At 64.5% G+C, this 17,139-nt stretch carries 15 protein-coding genes; 4 read left to right on the top strand and 11 right to left on the bottom strand.

Going from position 1 to position 17,139, the window contains the following annotated elements; genetic code table 11:
• Window positions 1-39: 39 nt before the first annotated feature.
• Entirely contained in the window at window positions 40-291 is a 252-nt protein-coding gene (locus AMK34_RS22280) for a WhiB family transcriptional regulator (RefSeq protein WP_073846673.1), read from the bottom strand.
• Between the two features lie 178 nt (window positions 292-469).
• Here AMK34_RS22280 and shbA point away from each other — a divergent pair, with 178 nt between their 5' ends.
• Complete coding sequence (gene shbA, locus AMK34_RS43770) at window positions 470-1,645, top strand: RNA polymerase sigma factor ShbA (protein WP_073846672.1); 1,176 nt, start codon at window positions 470-472, stop codon at window positions 1,643-1,645.
• 66 nt (window positions 1,646-1,711) lie between these two features.
• On the opposite strand, the gene AMK34_RS22270 is transcribed toward shbA, so the two are convergent.
• Window positions 1,712-2,284, bottom strand: coding sequence for a hypothetical protein (locus AMK34_RS22270; RefSeq protein ID WP_073846671.1), 573 nt, complete (start codon window positions 2,282-2,284; stop codon window positions 1,712-1,714).
• Between the two features lie 220 nt (window positions 2,285-2,504).
• On the opposite strand from AMK34_RS22270, the gene AMK34_RS22265 reads away from it, so the two are divergent.
• Window positions 2,505-2,783 (top strand): DUF3892 domain-containing protein, encoded by a 279-nt coding sequence (locus AMK34_RS22265; RefSeq protein WP_038516826.1) that lies wholly within the window; start codon window positions 2,505-2,507, stop codon window positions 2,781-2,783.
• 317 nt (window positions 2,784-3,100) lie between these two features.
• On the top strand, window positions 3,101-4,708 hold the full coding sequence (locus tag AMK34_RS22260) for a TROVE domain-containing protein (RefSeq protein WP_073846670.1): 1,608 nt from the start codon (window positions 3,101-3,103) through the stop codon (window positions 4,706-4,708).
• A gap of 73 nt (window positions 4,709-4,781) precedes the next feature.
• Here AMK34_RS22260 and AMK34_RS22255 read toward each other — a convergent pair whose 3' ends face one another.
• Both AMK34_RS22255 and AMK34_RS43540 read right to left on the bottom strand, forming a co-directional pair.
• Entirely contained in the window at window positions 4,782-5,855 is a 1,074-nt protein-coding gene (locus AMK34_RS22255; protein WP_198941718.1) for a class I SAM-dependent methyltransferase, read from the bottom strand.
• A 546-nt stretch (window positions 5,856-6,401) separates the two neighbouring features.
• Entirely contained in the window at window positions 6,402-7,097 is a 696-nt protein-coding gene (locus AMK34_RS43540) for a DUF3558 domain-containing protein (protein ID WP_241832833.1), read from the bottom strand.
• A gap of 1,884 nt (window positions 7,098-8,981) precedes the next feature.
• On the opposite strand from AMK34_RS43540, the gene AMK34_RS22245 reads away from it, so the two are divergent.
• Window positions 8,982-10,370: a hypothetical protein gene (locus AMK34_RS22245; protein ID WP_143202563.1), complete on the top strand. Its 1,389-nt coding sequence runs from the start codon at window positions 8,982-8,984 to the stop codon at window positions 10,368-10,370.
• On the opposite strand, the gene AMK34_RS42310 is transcribed toward AMK34_RS22245, so the two are convergent.
• The 7 genes from AMK34_RS42310 to AMK34_RS22215 all read right to left on the bottom strand — a co-directional run bounded on the left by AMK34_RS42310 (window position 10,357) and on the right by AMK34_RS22215 (window position 17,138).
• The gene (locus AMK34_RS42310) at window positions 10,357-11,013 is read right to left on the bottom strand and encodes a GNAT family N-acetyltransferase (RefSeq protein ID WP_083649961.1); all 657 of its coding nucleotides are present in this window, start codon (window positions 11,011-11,013) and stop codon (window positions 10,357-10,359) included. The genes AMK34_RS22245 and AMK34_RS42310 overlap by 14 nt on opposite strands.
• Window positions 11,003-11,311, bottom strand: coding sequence for a type II toxin-antitoxin system TacA family antitoxin (locus AMK34_RS22235; RefSeq protein WP_073846667.1), 309 nt, complete (start codon window positions 11,309-11,311; stop codon window positions 11,003-11,005). The genes AMK34_RS42310 and AMK34_RS22235 overlap by 11 nt, the downstream gene beginning before the upstream one ends.
• A gap of 1,155 nt (window positions 11,312-12,466) precedes the next feature.
• Entirely contained in the window at window positions 12,467-12,871 is a 405-nt protein-coding gene (locus AMK34_RS43535) for an IS3 family transposase (RefSeq protein WP_274534447.1), read from the bottom strand.
• Window positions 12,871-13,080 (bottom strand): IS3 family transposase, encoded by a 210-nt coding sequence (locus AMK34_RS43530; protein WP_083649960.1) that lies wholly within the window; start codon window positions 13,078-13,080, stop codon window positions 12,871-12,873. Before AMK34_RS43530 ends, AMK34_RS43535 begins: the two co-directional genes overlap by 1 nt.
• Before the next feature lie 201 nt (window positions 13,081-13,281).
• Window positions 13,282-13,434 carry a transposase gene (locus AMK34_RS22225; protein ID WP_083649959.1) on the bottom strand — a complete coding sequence of 51 codons (153 nt, stop codon included), beginning with the start codon at window positions 13,432-13,434 and terminating at the stop codon, window positions 13,282-13,284.
• Window positions 13,435-13,742: 308 nt separating this feature from the next.
• Window positions 13,743-14,180 (bottom strand): hypothetical protein, encoded by a 438-nt coding sequence (locus AMK34_RS22220; protein WP_073846666.1) that lies wholly within the window; start codon window positions 14,178-14,180, stop codon window positions 13,743-13,745.
• Window positions 14,181-14,225: 45 nt separating this feature from the next.
• A complete protein-coding gene (locus AMK34_RS22215; protein WP_158073304.1) occupies window positions 14,226-17,138 on the bottom strand; it encodes a CHAT domain-containing tetratricopeptide repeat protein in 2,913 nt (970 codons plus the stop codon).
• Window position 17,139: the final 1 nt, after the last annotated feature.

Raw genomic sequence — 17,139 nt, 5'->3', positions numbered from 1 at the left:
AACACGGTGGAAATTCGAGGAACGCGATATCGAGTGCTTTCAGGCGGCGTTGCCGACGCGAATCAGCTGGCGCCGTTCACTACCGGTCAGCCCGCCGAAAACGCCGTGGGCCAATCCGTTGTCCACGGCGTAGGCCAGACAGGCCGATACGACCGGGCACCGCGCGCAGACGGCCTTCGCCCTGGCCGCCTGACGTGCGCCGGGGCCGGTTTCGGTGACCGGGAAGAACAGTTCGGGATCCTCACCGCGGCAAGCGGCCTCACTCAGGTCTCCCGCCATCCTCATTTCCATTTTCCTATCACCTCCTTTTTTCCGATTTTCCCTTCCCCGTCAAACGACTTCCGGGTATCCGGCCGGGTACGCACCGCAAACATCACCTTGACCGAATCGTTACACTCAGCGGCCCGCTCACTGCACCTGTCCTGTGAGGGCATTCGCGTCAGGCGGCTGAGAGCGGTGAGTGCGGGTGATGGGCCACGACGGGTTCGACGAGTTCTTCCACGCCGAATTTCCGCTGCTCACCGGCTTTCTGTGCAAGGCGGGCTTCGCGCTGGACCCGGCACGCGACGCGGCCGCGGAGGCGATGCTCAACGCCTACGAAGACTGGCAGGGCATCACGCATCCGAAGGCGTGGGTCCGCCGCGTCGGGCATCGGCGGGCGAAGGAGCAGACCGCGGTCCGGGCCGATTGGGCCTCCGCCGACGCCGGCCGGGAGGACAAGCTCACCGCGCTCGCCGACGAGGCGTCGGCCGTCCTGACGATGCTGGGGAGCCTGCCGAAACGCCAGCAACTCGCCATGGCCTGGACGATGGACGGCTACTCGGCGCGGGAGATCGCCGGGGTGCTGGGGATCGCGGACGAGGCGGTCGGGGCGACGCTGCGCCACGCGCGTGGCCGGCTGGCGGAGCACGATCCCGGCTTCGCCGACCGGCTGGCCAGCGCCAACTGCGCCTTCCTCGACGCCCTGCGGATGGGACTCGACGCCGAAGACACCCTCGCCCGGATCAAGAACCGCGCGATGGTCAGGGAACTCGCCCTGGTGGCGCCCGGAACCCCGGCGGACTCGGAACCCGAGCAGGTGACGCCGTCGCAGTGGTACACCCTCGACGAACCCGTCGCGGCCGCCGGGAAGGGTGACAAGCGTGCGCTGAACCACCTGCTGACCACCGTGCGCCCGCTCGTGATCCGGTACTGCCGGTCGCGGATCGGCAGGCAGGAGCGGACGTACGCGTCGGCGGACGACGTCGCGCAGGAGGTCTGCGTGGCGATCCTCCGCGCGCTGCCGACCTATCGGGAACGGGGACGGCCGTTCCTCGCCTTCGTCTACGGCATCGCCCAGCACAAGGTCGCCGACGCCCGCCGGGCCGCCGCGCGCAACCGCGCCGAGCCCGTCGCCGAAGTCCCCGACGGGATCTCGGAGTCCGTGGGCCCGGAGCAACGGGCGCTGCACAACGAATTGAGCGACCGGATGGGCGAACTGCTGCGGATCCTGCCGGACAAGCAGCGGGAGATCGTCGTGCTGCGGATCGTCGTGGGCCTGTCGGCGGAGGAGACCGCCGGTGTGGTCGGTTCGACGGCCGGCGCCGTGCGGGTGGCTCAGCACCGTGCTTTGACGCGTTTGCGGAAGATCCTCGCCGAGGAATGAACGTGCCAGCGGGTGCCGGGCTCGTGAGTGGCAAGGACGGTTAGAACCGTCCTTGCCACTCACGAGTCAGGGGCGGCAGCGTTCCGCGGTCGCGGCGGCCGTCTTCAGCTCCGGAGCGCCCAAGACGGCCGCGACCGGGTCGAGCGCCCCGTGCGTGTCCTTCTGCGCGGCGATGAGCCCGTCGACCGCACGGCCCTGCGCGGCGGTGTCGTTCTTCCCCGCCGCGTCCAGTCCCGCCTTCGCTTTCACGGTCTTGTCGCGCGCCGAGGTGTACTTCGCGAGGAACTCCTGCTTCGCCGCGTCTCCGGCCGGAACCGGAGCGGCGGGCAGCGCGCCGAGGCCGTCGACCGTCTTGGTCAGAATCGCCGCGTAGTGCCCGAGCTGGTCGCTCGTGCTCTTCTTGATGGCTTCCACGGTCTCACCACTCGCCGACGGCATCTTGTTGTTGCCGTCGATGAAGTCCTTGACCACGCCGCAGAAGCCGTTCATCCAGGCCACCGCCGCGGCCGGATCCGCCGCCGACGGCGAAGGCGCCGCCTGCGGAGCCGCCTCCGGTGCCGGGTCCGGCGCGCAGCCGGCCAAGACCGCCACGGCCAGGGCGATTCCCGCCAGGGCCGATCTCTTGTGGGCAGCGCACATGTCCGTTTCCCCTCTCCGCCGTCCGGTGTTCCCGCCGGCGTGAGGACGGTGACATGGCGAAACGCGCGCGGTCTGCGTCATCTGACTCAGAACGACGCCCCGCGCTCGAACTCGTAACGTTCGAAGCACGGCGACCGGACGGCGTAACGGGGTGCGGGCAGGTGGCGAGTACCGCTTTACCCCTGTTCGCTCGAGGGCATCCAGCCGAAGAGGTAGCACCATGGCCATCAAGATCATCGCAGCGCGGCTCGAAGGTGGGAAGTTCCACGAAAGCATCACGAAACTGCGCTGGATCAACCCCGGCAGCGGCGAGACCGGCGAGAGTTTCGTTTCGGCGATCGTGGCGTGGCTCGAGGACGACGACGGGAAGGCCTACGTGGACGAGGGGATCCACCGGGTGGCCGTGGAGATCATCAAGCCGACCTTCGGCCCGAAATTCCTCCGCACGCGCGCGGACGGGATCTGGAAGAACAACCTGCTGGAGCTTCCCCGCTTCTGAGGCGGGCCGGCTAATTCCGGAGACGCGGGCACGAGCACTCTGTTAGCTTGAGCGAGCACTCCCGGTGCGCAGGTAACGGTTACTTCCTCACCCGAACGGCACCGTCACCGACAATTTCTCGGGAGCCATGATTTCGGATGTGCCCGGTGCGCAGGCGACGGTTACTTCGATTACCCAAGGGTTGCGGGTTCGAGCCCCGCCCGGCGGTCATCCCGCCGGTAGCTCAATCGGTAGAGCATTGGGCAGCCACCGTCACCGACTTTTTCTCGGGCCTCATCCGGAATCACAGCTCCCCTCGAACGAGACGAGGGTCGAGGGTGTCGAAGTTCAACACCACCGGTACACGGCCGGCGACGAGCTCGCCGATCGTCGGCGAGCGGAGCCCAGGCGGCGTCACCCACGAAGGCGGCGACGGCTACGCGCGGGACACCCAGTCCGAACTGTTCCTGCTCGCCGTCACCAACATGGTCGGCGAGAACACCTTCTACGAGACCGGCGACAAGCGCGACACGCGGTTCGCCGACCTCGTCCGGGAGACGGCGCTCGCCGACCCGGAGTGGACCGCGCGGTTCCTCCGCTGGCTCCGCACGGAGGCGAACATGCGGACCGCCGCGATCGTCGGCGCCGCCGAATACGTCCACGCGCGGCTCGCCGGTGACCCGTCGCCTGTCGCCCCCATCGCGAACCGTGCCGTCGTCGACTCCGTGCTCCAGCGCGCCGACGAACCCGGTGAACTGCTCGCCTACTGGACTTCCCTGTACGGCAAGAGGATCCCGAAGCCGGTCAAGCGTGGCATCGCCGACGCGGCCGTCCGGCTCTTCACCGAGAAGTCGTTCCTCAAGTGGGACTCCGCCGCGCGCGCTTTCCGGTTCGCCGACGTCCTCGGCCTGGCCCACCCGGACCCGAAGGACCCGGTGCAGGACGCCCTGTTCAAGCACATCGTCGACGTCCGGTTCAACCCCGGCCGCGAGATCCCCGCCGAACTGGAAGTCCTCGGCGCCCGCGCGGACCTCATGGCGTGGGACAAGGACAAGCGGCGCGATCTCTTCAGCCGGCCCGACACCGCACGGTCCACCCTTCGGCGGGCGGGCATGACGTGGGAGTCCCTGGCGGGCTGGCTCCAGGGTCCGATGGACGCGCGCGCTTGGGAAGCCGTGATCCCTTCCATGGGCTACATGGCGCTGCTGCGGAACCTCCGGAACTTCGACGAGGCAGGCGTGTCCGACGAGGTCGCCGAGGGCGTCGCGGCACGGCTGGCCGATCCGGAGCAGGTCGCGAAGTCGCGGCAGTTCCCGATGAGGTTCCTCTCCGCGTATCGGGCGGCGCCGTCGCTTCGTTGGTCGTACACGCTGGAAAAGGCGATCGCCGAGTCGCTGGCGAACGTGCCGCGGCTCGCCGGGAGGACACTGATCCTCGTCGACACGTCGGGTTCGATGAACGCGGGTTTCAGCAAGGACGGCACCCTGATGCGGTGGGACGCGGCCGCGATCTTCGGGATCGCGCTCGGCGCCCGCTGCGAGACGGCGGATGTCGTGTCGTTCTCGAACGGCTACTACGGCGGCACCGGTTCCAAGGCTTTCGACGTGCCCCGAGGCGAGTCACTGCTGCGCGGGCTCGACCGGTGGAAGAACGGCGGCTACTTCATCGGTGCGGGCACCGACACCGTCGGCGCGATCCAGCGTCACCTGCGTCCGGGTCACCACGACCGGGTGGTGATCCTGACCGACGAGCAGCACTCGTCCGGCAACGTCGACCAGACCGTGCCGCAGGACACGGCGTTGTACACGTGGAACCTCGCGGGTTACGAGCGTGGCCACTCGACGTCCGGGCGCGGAAACCGGCACACCTTCGGCGGCCTCACGGACGCCGCTTTCACGATGATCCCACTCCTCGAAGCGGGGCGGAACGCCGACTGGCCGTTCTGACGAGGTCGGGGCGCGCGGCCATGTCGCGAAAGCCACTTTCGGGACGTCAGACGTCGCGAAAGTGGCTTTCGCGTCACTGATGGCCGGCGACTTTTCGCAGCCAGATGTTTCCGCCGGGATTGTTCACCATCATCGGAATCCGTTCCTCCAGCAGCCGCCGGTGGTGTATCCACATGTACTGCTGGAACCAGCAGATCTCGAAACGGTCGTTGTACATCAGGAACGCCCGTAGCAGGTAGTCCTCCTGCCACGCCCGCCCTTCGGTCAGCCAGGTCATCGGGTACTCGAAGGGGAAGAACACATCGTGGAGATGGATCCAGACGCCGTCGGGCAGCCGCGGCAGCACCTCGAAGAACAGGTAGTTGACATCCGAGCCTGCCTTGACGACGTGGGTCGAGTCGATGAACAGCACGTCCCCGGCTTCGAGTGCCTGGAACGTCTCGACCGGGACATCCTGCACGGGCTTGCCCAGTATCCGGACGCGTTCGCCGTCTCCGGGCCGCAACAGGCTCTCCAGGAGCTGCGGGTTCGGCTCGACACAAGTCAGCTCGGTGTCATCGAGCCAGCCCTCGATCGTGTCGAGCGTCATCGCCGTCGAGTAGCCGGAGCCGACCTCGATGACCCGGCGCGGCCGGAGGTGGCGCAGCATCGTGTGCAGCGTGATCGCGTCCGCCCACGAGTACTCCGGGTTGTTGAAGAAGTAGCGGTGGCGCTCGTTCGGTTCCGCGGTGAACGGCAGGTCCGCCGCCAGGTCGGCGAGTTCGCCGAACAGGGCTATCTGGTCGGCTTCCCGTAGGTCGACGGCCTCGGGGCGGGCATCGACGTCGAAGAGCGCGGCAGCACGCCGATCGATCTCCTCCTTGGCGGGGAAGGGCGAGTAGAAATGTCCCGGCGGCACCCAGGTGCGATACCGGTCTTCGAACGCCTGCTTCGCGCGCAGCAAGTCTTCGTGCCGGGACCGCAGGTTCTCGTGCTCGACCGTGAGCAGGCGGTGGCTCTCGTCCAGCGCCGCGTTCCGCTCTGCCCATTCCGAGGCACGCAGAACCATGTCGTCGTAAGACTTGCGGGACACCGCCCACCGCTTGACGATCCTTCGAAGCCGCCGTTCCAGCGAGCCGGACCACGAGTCCGGCGAAGTCAGCGCCATGCACGCGAGACTAGCAAGGCCGGACGAGCTCGATGTCGATCAATGCCTCGGTGTGACTTCGCGGCCGACGGGCGGGCGGCCAGCCGTCTGTGGTCGGGAGCAACGCCGGCCACGGCGTGTCGGCGTCGAAGACGTGCCAGATGCGGCGGCCGCCGGCTCGGCCTGGACGACATCGCACAGCGTCTCCAGCCGGAACCGGCGATCCGAATCAACCTCAGGGAGTTCTTCCGTCATGCCGCCACCTTCGCAGGCGCCCCCGACAAGTCCGGTGACTTCTCGCCGGGATTGGGATGCGGTGAAACGGGATATCAAACCCATCTCTAAGAGAAATGGGGCGAAATATCGGGCGATGATTCGGCTGTGGCATAACGTCTGGGATTTTTCGACCGAGCAGGCCGCGCCCCGATGGCCGATCTGCTGAAAGCCCGCACTGAACCCTCCTTCGCCATCACGTTCGGTGACCGCAGGTGGAGGAGTTCGATGTCGGAATTCTCGATAAGGCGGAAGAGCACCGCCATGTTGCACCCAACCGCGGCTGGATGGTGCTTAGCCGCGGTTGCGTTCGTGTGCCCTGGTCAGCACGCTCGACATTCTCGAGACCTCTTCGTCGGAGCCGGTCAGGTTCGGCGCGACGAGCTGGACGGACGTAAATCTCCCTCCACTGCAGGTTTGTCCGTTGATGGCTTTGGGGTTCTCCCGAGTGGGAATCAGATTCACGGTGCGGGAGCTGCCTGCCGGTAGTCCTTGAACCTCCAGCAGCGTGGAGAACAGCTCACAGGCACGATCCGGCGCGATCTCCTTGCCAGACGCGATCAAGTCGCGAGCCGCCTCCAGTTTGCGAGCCGTCTCCGGATCGTCGAGCAGTCCCGACTTCTTCACCTGCTCTATTGCTGCGGGCAATTGCGTCGCCCACTTTTCTGCTGACGTACCGATCACCTGGACGCGACCCCCGGCAGGCGTCTCCCAGTGACACGCGGGCAATCCGCCGACAGCCAAAGACTTCGGATCGGACACCTCTCCGGTGAGCATCGACAGCTCAGCCGATGTGAGAAGTTCACACAAAGCGTCCGGAGTGGGCGTCTTGGTAGCCGGGTCAGCGGACGACGGGGCCACGCCCTCGGCGACCTTGCCTTGCGGCGCCGAACCAGACTTGTCCGACGAACACCCGACCAGCCATAGCATTGCCGACGCGGCGACAAACACCGCGATTCGACCGGCTCTCAGATAGCCGAGGCGCTCCACGTTTGGCATCTTGCACTCATCTCCCCCAGGCAAAGTGAACAGAGGCTACCAGGACTGCAGTTGCGAACAGGCTGGGAGCGTGCCGGCGACACGCGAAGAGGTCGATGCGCCTCGGCGCCGTCTTCGCCCCTCCTGCCGTTCCGTACTCCTAAAACACACCGCCAGAATCAAGCTGGGAGTGAGCGTGCTCTTCATGAACATCGCAAGCTTGTCCAGCCGTGGAAGCTAAAGAACTCCGGACCTGCCGAGCCCCACCGCAGCGGTTGTGACGAAGAAGCAGAAAGGCTGCTACACCACCAACCGGCTCCGCAGAGCATTTCTCCTGCCATCGGCACACCGGAGCAAACGGAGCCCAATCGCGATTGACGCCAAGGCGAAATTACTGCCGAAGGACTAAACTCCCCGGAGGTGGGCAACGATTTCGACGTGGTGGGCCGGGTCGGGCTCGAACCGACGGCCAAGGGATTATGAGACCGCAGCTCCGGCATGTCAGCCAGTGCCGTTAGATGCTAAATTCTGCCGATTTGCGCAGGTCAACGCCAGTTTAAGCCTGGACGGAGTGTCGCTGTGTGTCGGCCTGTATCGGGCTCTACGTCGGCAACGGAGCCCAATCGGAGACAGCGTAGGGCACGAAAACCCGCAGCGCTTGAGGAGTAAGTTCGAAGCAGTTGCCTTGTCAACCACTCCGGCAACAGATAATCAAGGGCTACATTGGCCTCCGCACCGAGGCCAGCGGTGACGTCAAAGCCCGAGTGCGCAACACTCTCGGGATCTCGAACGCCAGCTCCCATTCGCTCAGATTGAAACCCTCGGTCATTTCGGTTAAACCTGCATCCGCCGCCCCAGCTTGCGCTTGGCTCCCACAGCCCGGCCGCGACTGGTTGAGATCATCGCCAACCTTCGGGACCGAATCCGGGAAGCTCACCTCCACGGCTGGCTCGGCGAAGTCGCCGGACTACAGGCCAGCCTCAACAAAGCTAACCAGCCTCGACCGAGCACACGCCCGCGGTCCAGCCGGCCCTGTCGACCTTGGGTGCCGGTCATCGCCGACTCACCGAGATAAGCAGCTGAGTACACAGTCCCGTCCGGCCTCAGCAACGCCGACACCTTCCCCGGATAACAACAGCCAACCTAATAAGGACAGAACCCAACGCTCTGTCATGCCGATGCGAGGGCGATAGGCGCTGGCCCCTTCGCGTGGACCACGACCGCACACGGGATCCTTGACAGCCCTTCCCTGCGCGGCCGGAAACCTGGACTCTCTAGGGAGATCAACGTGGGCACCGTCTGGGCCATAACCGCCCTGCTGACGTGCCGGTGGACTGTCAATGGCTGGCGCGCCGATGGTCGGCGGGCGCGGACAGAGTGCTGTTCGTCAAGACAGATACCTGACGGAGGTTCGATCACGAACGGCACCTGCGCCACCGGAATCCGCGGCGAACTCGGCATCGACGGCCGTCGCCACGATCCCCCGGCCCCGAGGGCAGACGGTCCCGATGATGCTGTGGAGGTCCCGTCTACGTCGGCGCGGCTCCATTGGTGCTCTTGGCGTTGGCGTTGGCGATCTTGGTGGCCCTTTGACCATCATCGACGTCTCCGGTCGATTTTGATTCTGGCGGCCATGCACCTACACTCCTGCCGGCTCCTGAATGCCAAAAGGCAGGCCAGGTGGCAGTCATCGTATGGCAACCAAGCTAACCACCACTGCTTCTGTCCTCTTTTTGTCAAGTCTCCGGCACGTTACTTCGCCGCCGAATATTCACCCATTTAGCTCAATCATTGAATCGGTATCTGGTGGAGGTAACATTGAGGCAGCCAGCTGGGATACCTCCACGCACGGAGGACCGAGCGGGGACCGTTGTGACTACGCGTCAGGGAGGAAGTTTGGACGACGACCTGGTAGCGGAGGCTGCGCGCTACTTCGCCGACGCATGCAGTGCTAGCGGGCACGCTCTCAGTTCGCCAAACGGTCCATCCTGCCGCTGTGAGGCTCTGGCTGCACGTCTTGATGCCGACAACAAAACGCGGTTCGACGCCCAGACCTTCGACGTCTCCAAAGCCTTCCTGAAGGTCGACGGTCCTGACGCTTTTCCCAGCGCAGAGTGGCCTCTACCAGCGTTAATGCGCACCGTCGTCGATGAGATTACCGAGCCGCCCTGGGCAACCAAATATCCCGCCAAGCGAATGGTGCGCGTGACGAAGGCACTGGCACACATTGGGGAACTCGGCCTCCCGCCCGATGCCCTAGTAAGAGTCGGACTCGCGCGTCACTTACGACTCATGATCACATCGTTTGTCATCGCGCATTTTCGCTTCAACGACGCAGCCAAGCCATCAAGCCCCGTTCCCGAAGTGCAGGACTGGCTCGACCTGGCCCTTTCCTGCCTTGATTCCTCCGCCACCGGGCAACAAACCCTTCCCAACGACGACCTGCTGAGCGTGGTGCCCGCACTGTGGCGCGGCGGCTTCTCCGACAAGATCGACGATTGGCTTCAGACTGCGTGCATCCGCGACATCGTCGCTTGGCAACTCGACGCAGAGCCTCACGACGCTCTGACTGAAGAAGACCTAAACATTCGAGGTGGCCGCGAGGCGATCCTCTGGATCATGGACAGGTTCTCTCAAACCCACCACAGCACGTGGCATCGCACCTCGCTCTACTGGGAGCTCAGATTCTCCAGCAATCCCGAAGCCACCGCAGCCGAGGCCGGCCTGCCAGTCTCGACACTATCGCAACGCCCTTCCCACACCGGCCTCATCGTGGAAGCGATCGTGTCTCGAGCCTCTTTTGCGCTCGACCACGAGACTGCGGTCGACGACATCACCCACGACCAGCTCAAAAACCAAGTGTTGTTCCTGCTGCAACGCGGCTTCACTGCCAAGGCGGTCACCACATTGCGGACCGTCCTTCGGACATATCCGGGCCTCAACGAGGTTCGGTCTATGCTCGCCTTCTGCTTGATTTCAATAGATCCGACCGAAGCATTGTCCGTGATCGAACGCGTCCGACCCGAAGCCATGCTACCCAGCGAGTTAATATCGATCAACAAGATCTCAGCATTGTGGCGCATGGGCGAAGCTCAGTCCGCACGTAAACTTCTGGAGACACTGCTGCCATCATTTTCCGAAAAACTCGAATACCTGCTATGGCAGCCTGACGATCTTGCCGTTAAACCTGGCTCCCAGCTCCGCATCGCCTCACTTACCGCCAAGAAGTGGGCATCCCAAGCACTGGCCGCGCTTCCACCTCTAGACGACGTCAAGCAGGACTGAGCGCTCGCTGCGCATCGTCGCCCTCGTCGTCATCCTCGGGCCTAACATCCTCGTTCCAGTCAGCGCCTTCCGCGGACCTGTCCGAGATGAAGATGCCAGCTTCATTCAACCCCGCTTCGATCAGATGCATGGGAATCATCAAGTGCAGAGGATCGGTGGGCGACTGCATGAGATCAGCGTGCTTGAGATAGAAGTCCCTGGCTCGCTCGTCGCGCGCATGAATCAACATAGCTCGAACGCCGACAGCTCGTGACAGCCGCAGTGACCTCTTCATCGCGTCAGCGAAAAGTGCTTGTCCAATTCCTTTATCCTGATAGCCCCAGTCAACCGCAAGTCGAGCCAGCAATATACATGACACTTCGGCAGGAGGATTGGGTCCTGCAACTTTTCTTGGAACGTTCTGTTTGCTGACCCCGGCGACAGCGATTGCATAGTAGCCAACCACGCGGCCTGTGCCAGTAATAGTGACGTAGGTGATTGCGTTGTTCGCTTTCTGATTGACCCATGCGAACTTCGTTAGCCACTCGTCGAGCTCGTCAGCACCACTCTGGAAACCTTGCGCGTTAGCGCCGTCACGCCGCTCCAGCTTTCGAGGCGGGAGGACAACCGCATCCTGGTCGTCCTCCCCCTCATCATGAGCCACCGTCGGAGCCCGAGAACGGACTCGGCTTGCCAAACAGCTTTGTCAGTTTCGGCGTCTCGTGCACCGGCACCTCAAGCAAGCGTTCGAACTCCTGCCACCGCTCGTCGTCTAGAACGAACCAGCGCCGATCGGCCAGCACTCGCTCAGCCTGGGTGACAGCCGAGTCGAGGACAAAGTCCGTAACCGAACGGTCAGTGGCTGCTGCAGCGTGACGCAACAGGGTCTCCTGCCGACTACTGGCCCGTAGGTTCAGCCTTCCCTCGCGGGGTGCTCGCTGGGCGGATTCCTCGGTTGACATCAAGCCCCTCCCTTCAGTGCCGACAGCCGTGTACGTACACGGTACATACATCGGAAGGTGGTCTGCATAGTTACATCACCCAACCGGGGCAACGCTCATAGCCGCCTAATTCGTTACAAACTCTCACTTTGAGCTTAAGGGCAACTACATACAGTTGCGAGCATCGGGTCTTGCGCATCACTTGGCCCAACAGGCACAAGCACCGACAAACCAGTTACTAGCACGTTGACCTGGGGATACCGCATGACACCTATCTAACGGCGAGCGATCGAACTAATGACCGATTCTTCTAGCTTGCGCGGTCCGTTCCGATGCCCTCCGGGTTGGCTTTGTCCTGCTTCTGTCCCCTTGAAACCCCTCCGAGCATAGGGCCGAGCGACGACAACGGCTCCGACTCACGAACGAGTCGGGACGTTGACAACTCCCATCCACAGATGTCTTCGTGCTCACGGACAACTATGTCCGTGAGCACCTCACACAAGAGACTGGCAGCCATCACTAGCGCGAGCAGTCTGCTGCAACCGCCGAGTCGCCATGCTCGCCGATCTTCAAGTAACGATTCACCAGACTTCTACACGTCGCTGCCGTGCGCCGGCCGGAGCGCCACAGGGCGGTGCCGCGCTCTGTGATCGCTCTTGCTCGATCAAGCACCCATTCTTGAGGCCGCTGCCTAAGGGGTTTGTCACCGCCCAGTCAATCCGCGATACGATACTCTCGTTTGTAACGACACAGCGTCGAATGCGACGATGCGTTAACAACGAGATGCCAAGAAATCGACCTTTGAGCAGAACACGGGACTCAGCGATGTCACCGCGATGAGGTACACGCTGCTGTGTGGAAGGGGCCACCGGTGGCGATCTTTCAAGCCGCCCGACAACGACGAAGGCCCTCCGTCAGAGAGAGGACCGACGCGGCGTCACGACTGGGGACTCTTCGCACTCTATCCGCTGGCGGCATTTCTTCTGACCTTCCTGCCGGTCATCTTGGCACTTCAGTCCAAGACTGAGGTTGCCCCCGGAATCGGACACCGGGGGTTTATGCCACGAGGGCGAGGTTTCAGCAATAGCTTATGCAGGTTTCGCGCGATGCTCGGTAGTCGAGTGTCGAATGTAGACGGTCGTGGTTGTAGTAGCCGACGTAGGTGAACACGGCTCGTCAGGCGTCATCTCGACTGGCCCAGACCTGGGTTCCGATCTCGGTTTTGAGGGTGGCAAAGAACGACTCCGCGACCGCGTTGTCGTGGCACGAGCCGACACGCCCCATCGACGGACGGATGCCCGCGGCGTCGAGCTTGCCGCGGAACTCGGCCGAGGTGTGCTGGGTGGCGCGATCGGAGTGAAAGACCGCGTCTGCGCTGCTCAGTCTTCGGCCGATGGCGAGAGTGATGGCGTCGCAGACCAGTTCCGCGCGCATGTGCTCGGCCATCGCGTGGCCTACCACTTCCCGGCTGTAAAGATCGATCACGGTGGCCAGATACAGCCAGCCTTCCTGGGTGGGCAGGTAGGTGATGTCGCCGACGAACCACTCGCCGGGCGCGTCGGCGGTGAAGTCCCGGCCGATCAGATTCGGTGCTGCGCGACGGCCGTGTCCTGCTTGGCCAGCGAGCGACGCCGTCGCCGGGTGATGCCGGTGATCCCGCGTTCGCGCATGATCCGCTCGACGCGTTTGTGGTAGCCCCGCCGACCACGGCGACGCAGTTCGACGGTGACCCGCGGCCGGCCGTACGCGCCACGATGCCCGGTGTGGACCTCGGCGATCTCCGTTGCCAACTAGTCCGTCCTGGGCGGCTCGTTCGGCCCGTGCGGGGGCCGCGGTGAGCCATTCGTAGAACCCAGGACGACGGACCTCAAGGACTCGGCACAGCCGGGCGACGCCGAAAGTGGCGCGGTGTTCGCAGATGAACCTGTAGCTGTGGGTCAACGACCCATCTCCTTGGCGAAATAGGCGGTTGCCTTGCGGAGAATCTCCTTCTACGCCTCCAGTTCCGCCACCCGCTTGCGCAGCGCACGCAGCTCGTCCTCCGACGCCGCATCGGCTGGCTTCGCCTGACCGCGTTCAGCGACCTTGACCCAGTTGCGCAGGGTCTCATGGCTCACCCCAAGCTCGCGGGCGACCAGACACAAGGGCGATCCGAGGAACGGACCAACTCGACCGCGTCCTTGCGGAACTGTTCCGGATACTTCGACGAACGTGACACGGGGACATCCTTCCCCAGAACACTATCTGGGATCAGGGTGGCCGTTTCACAGGCGGCAACCTCAGGATCTCATCGATCGCCAAGGTTGGCAGGCATTCGAGTGGTGGGCGCGCAGTGCCGAGGTATCGGCACTGCGCGTTGGGAATGCGGGAGGGGCATGAGCGAGTCAGTGGTGGCGACCTCTCCCACGCCTGCTCAAGACGCTGTGAGGATGCACGATCAGGGGACGGTCGCTCAGGCGTAGGCGTTCGCGAAAGCGTCGGCGAACGCCGGTTCACTTACTGTTCCGTTGCCACCACTCCCTGTGGAGTAACCCTGGGAAGCCAGGCCGACGATCGGGTCGAGTACTTCCACGCGGAAGAAGCTACTCCAGTCACTGACCTTCTGGTTCTCGTACAACGAATGCGGGGTCAGGACAGCTAGGCTCCCGCCCGGCGATTGCACGACACCCCAAATGACGCGATACTGAGCCATTTCACTTACGATGAGCCCATTGGCGCGGACCTCCACCTTTTCGACGAGGCGGGGAGCCACCCGGGCAATGGCGCTCTTGATGTCCCCGATTCGCTCGGTTCCTTGGACGGTGATGACGAGTCCTGATGCGTCCACAAGCTTGTGGAGCGCTTCCACCAGCGTTCCCCGCGCGGCGGGGCTGATGCTCAATGTGGTCATCTGTAATCCTTTCTCTGCTGGGTATTCAACGCCGAATAGGGTCGGTCAGTGGAGATCTCCAATGCCTGGCCGGTCATCGGAATGCCGTTGAAGAAGGGAAAGCAGTGAGACGGTGCCACTGCGCAGTGGGCGGGCTCCCGCGGCGACGAGGATCTCCTGCGCACGTTCAACCACGTCGTCGAGCACGATCGGCCAGCCGCATTCGATCCACGGTGGCGCATCGCAAGGCACCTCGTCGGCGGCCGACCACAGGGTCCACGGGACAGGAGCGGAGGAGAAAGTCGTCGGAGGCAGCGGTTCTACGCGCAATTCATCCTGGTCGCTGTCCCACGTTCCCGGTGTCTGTACCGGCTCGACGACTCGGCGCAGCGTCCCGGATATGCGCAGCGACTCCACGATCTCGGCGAAGTGACGGTTACGACCGCCGAGCCGAGCGGATCGCAGGAAATCATCAGTGGCGTGGTCGATGGCGGCACGCCACCCTGCGCGCTCGGCGACCCGCGGCAGTCGCCACGACATCGACTGCATCGCGGCCCAGGCACCACCCAGCAGGGCGAATCTGGCGAAGCTGTCCTCCGGGAAGGTCAGGCCCTCGTTGAACAGTGCCCGCGCGCGGGCCAGCCACTGCCCGGTCTGGCGATAGTGCTGCTGCGCGAGACGGAAGAGCGCCCGCGCTTCTTCCTCCTCACCACGCCTGCGGGCCACAGTTCCGAGCCCCAGTCGGGTGTCGGCGGCATCGTGGTGGTTGTCCACGGTCAAGAAGTAAGCCAGCGCCTCGGAATACCTGAGGTGCGCCTCTGCCAGGTTTCCCGCACGGAACGCAACGAGGCCGAGGTTGTGGTTGGTGCGGGCGGCCTGGTTCTCCGACGGATCCACGGAGGTCCAGTGGCGGAGGGCGGACAGCAGGTGTTCCCGCGCGAGGTCGAACGACTCCGTCTCCGCCAGGGCCAACCCGGAGTTCTGGTCCAGTTCGGCGAGCTTGCTCGCCAGTTCGTCTTCTCCGCAGGTCTCCCGGTATTGCTCACCGGCCCGGTCGAGGTGTATTAGGGCCTCCTGCGGTCGGCCCAGGTCGACCAGCACCGCGGCAAGGTTCACCAGCGTGTCGGCCGCTTCGCGTTGGAAACCACCGCTCAGCAGGTCGTCGGCGGCTTTCCGGTACTGGTTCGCCGCAACGTCCAGCTCACCGCGCTGGTAGTAGACGTTGCCCAGATTCTGCTCCACGATTGCGACGCTGCGTTCCATGTCCAGGTCGCGGTACAGCGGCAGAGCGGCGCGGTAGCGTCGTGCGGCCTCATCGAGGTCGCCCAGGAAGTAGGCGGTGTTTCCGACGTTTGTCGTTGCGTCCGCGATGCCCTTCCGGTCGTCGGCTGCCAGGAACCCGGCGAGGGCTACCAGGTAGTGGTTGCGTGCTCCGCTCCAGTCGGCACGCTCCGACGCCTTCGTGCCGGCCGCCAACCGGCTCGCTGCCTCGGTCGCGTTCCGCGGCGGCTTGTACTCCGTTTCGTCTTCCGCGTCCGGTGCTGCGGAGGGCCGGGGCACCGGCTCGTCGGTGACCGGGATCGAGGCGATCGCAGCCTCCGGTACGTCGTAGGTCACCAACGAGGCCCACACTAGCGGGGCATGCAGGCGGCGTTCGGCGTCGGTGACTGCCGAACGCCACGAACGCAGCCGGTCGCGCTGCCAGTCGCACACCGAACTGGCCGGGTCGTTCGTCGTCAACGCCTTGTCAACGGCCAAAGCGAGTGCGGTTGTGGCACGTCCGATTCCCGCTCCCCCGGAGACCAGGTTTTCCGAGCCGTCGCTGGGCAGGCTCCAGCGGGTCGTTGTCACGGTGCGCGCGCCCGCATTTAGAGCTGCCAGCGTCAGACCGAGCTGCTCGGTATACCCGGCGTCATCTGACTGGCACGCGACGAACGCCACCCGTCGAGGCGCGGGCCACTTCTCGGGTTCCCGCAGCCACCTCCCGGCGGTAAGCCGTCCCTCCCCGGAGTTGCGATCGGGGGCGAACTCGAGGCCAGCCGTAGTCGGCATCGTGGTGTCAGCCGCTGAGGCGTGGCCGACGAACACCAGCCGCGACCACGTCCGGGCCCTCAACACTTCACCCAGTTCGGCCGGTGAGCAGCCCGCGGGTGTGACTGCGCCGAGCACCATATTCTCCGCGTCGGATCTGTCGTGCCACTCGTCGGGTAGCCCGTCGGGGTAGATGCGCCCGCCACCGGTTCGACTCCCGGCCTCGATGGGGTCGACCACGCGCAGCGCAGGACCGCCGCCCAGGAACGGGGCAGCCGGACGGGCTACGTTGACCAGCAGGCCAGGGCTGATGCCGCCCAGGACGTTCGCGCGCTCAATCAAGCGGACGTCTTGCTCGTCGTCCACGACCAGCAGTTCCCACGGCACAAAGGACAAGCCGGGGCCGGGAGCGATGACGACCGTCGTAGTGCTCGGCTCTGCCTGTCCGAGCCGGTCTCGGAGAACCGGCGGCAGCAGCATCGACCCGAGTTCGCTGAGCATCGCGACGTTGTCCGCCAAGTCGACCATCGCCCCCGTCCACGAGCGCCGCGCGGCGCCGTCGAGCACAGCGGCCCGTCGGGCGAGAAGTTCGATGCGGTCAGCGATAACAGCAGCCACCGCATCTGCCTCTTCTTGACCGATAACGGCGTCGGGGGTGTTCGATGTCGCGGAAGTCGGGAACACGGCCTGTTCGATGTGGTAGTCGATCTCGGCGAGGGCCATCCGCTCACGCGTGGTGAGGCCGGGAAGCGCGGACATCAAGGCGTTCAGTAGTGAGGTGAGCCGATGGCGGGGTATGGACCCCACCTCCGGCGGCTCGACATCCGGTTGATCCGATGACAGCCACCAGTGCACATGCCCAGCGGTCTGCCAGAAACCCAACCACCACACACATCGAGGACTGCTGGGAATCTTCACGTGATCCTTTCGGTGCTGGAGGTCAGACACC

The sequence above is a fragment of the Amycolatopsis sp. CB00013 genome (genome assembly GCF_001905755.1).
GTDB classification, from domain to species: domain Bacteria; phylum Actinomycetota; class Actinomycetes; order Mycobacteriales; family Pseudonocardiaceae; genus Amycolatopsis; species Amycolatopsis japonica.
The sequence above is the reverse complement of the archived record's forward strand: the minus strand, read 5'-3'. Positions and strand labels throughout refer to the sequence as shown.

What these genes read in the sequence shown, in the direction of transcription:
- AMK34_RS22280 (WP_073846673.1), bottom strand. Translation starts at nt 291, where the DNA reads ATGGAAATGAGGATGGCGGGAGACCTGAGTGAGGCCGCTTGCCGCGGT.
- shbA (WP_073846672.1), top strand. Translation starts at nt 470, where the DNA reads ATGGGCCACGACGGGTTCGACGAGTTCTTCCACGCCGAATTTCCGCTG.
- AMK34_RS22270 (WP_073846671.1), bottom strand. Translation starts at nt 2,284, where the DNA reads ATGTGCGCTGCCCACAAGAGATCGGCCCTGGCGGGAATCGCCCTGGCC.
- AMK34_RS22265 (WP_038516826.1), top strand. Translation starts at nt 2,505, where the DNA reads ATGGCCATCAAGATCATCGCAGCGCGGCTCGAAGGTGGGAAGTTCCAC.
- AMK34_RS22255 (WP_198941718.1), bottom strand. Translation starts at nt 5,855, where the DNA reads ATGGCGCTGACTTCGCCGGACTCGTGGTCCGGCTCGCTGGAACGGCGG.
- AMK34_RS22235 (WP_073846667.1), bottom strand. Translation starts at nt 11,311, where the DNA reads ATGTCAACCGAGGAATCCGCCCAGCGAGCACCCCGCGAGGGAAGGCTG.
- AMK34_RS22220 (WP_073846666.1), bottom strand. Translation starts at nt 14,180, where the DNA reads ATGACCACATTGAGCATCAGCCCCGCCGCGCGGGGAACGCTGGTGGAA.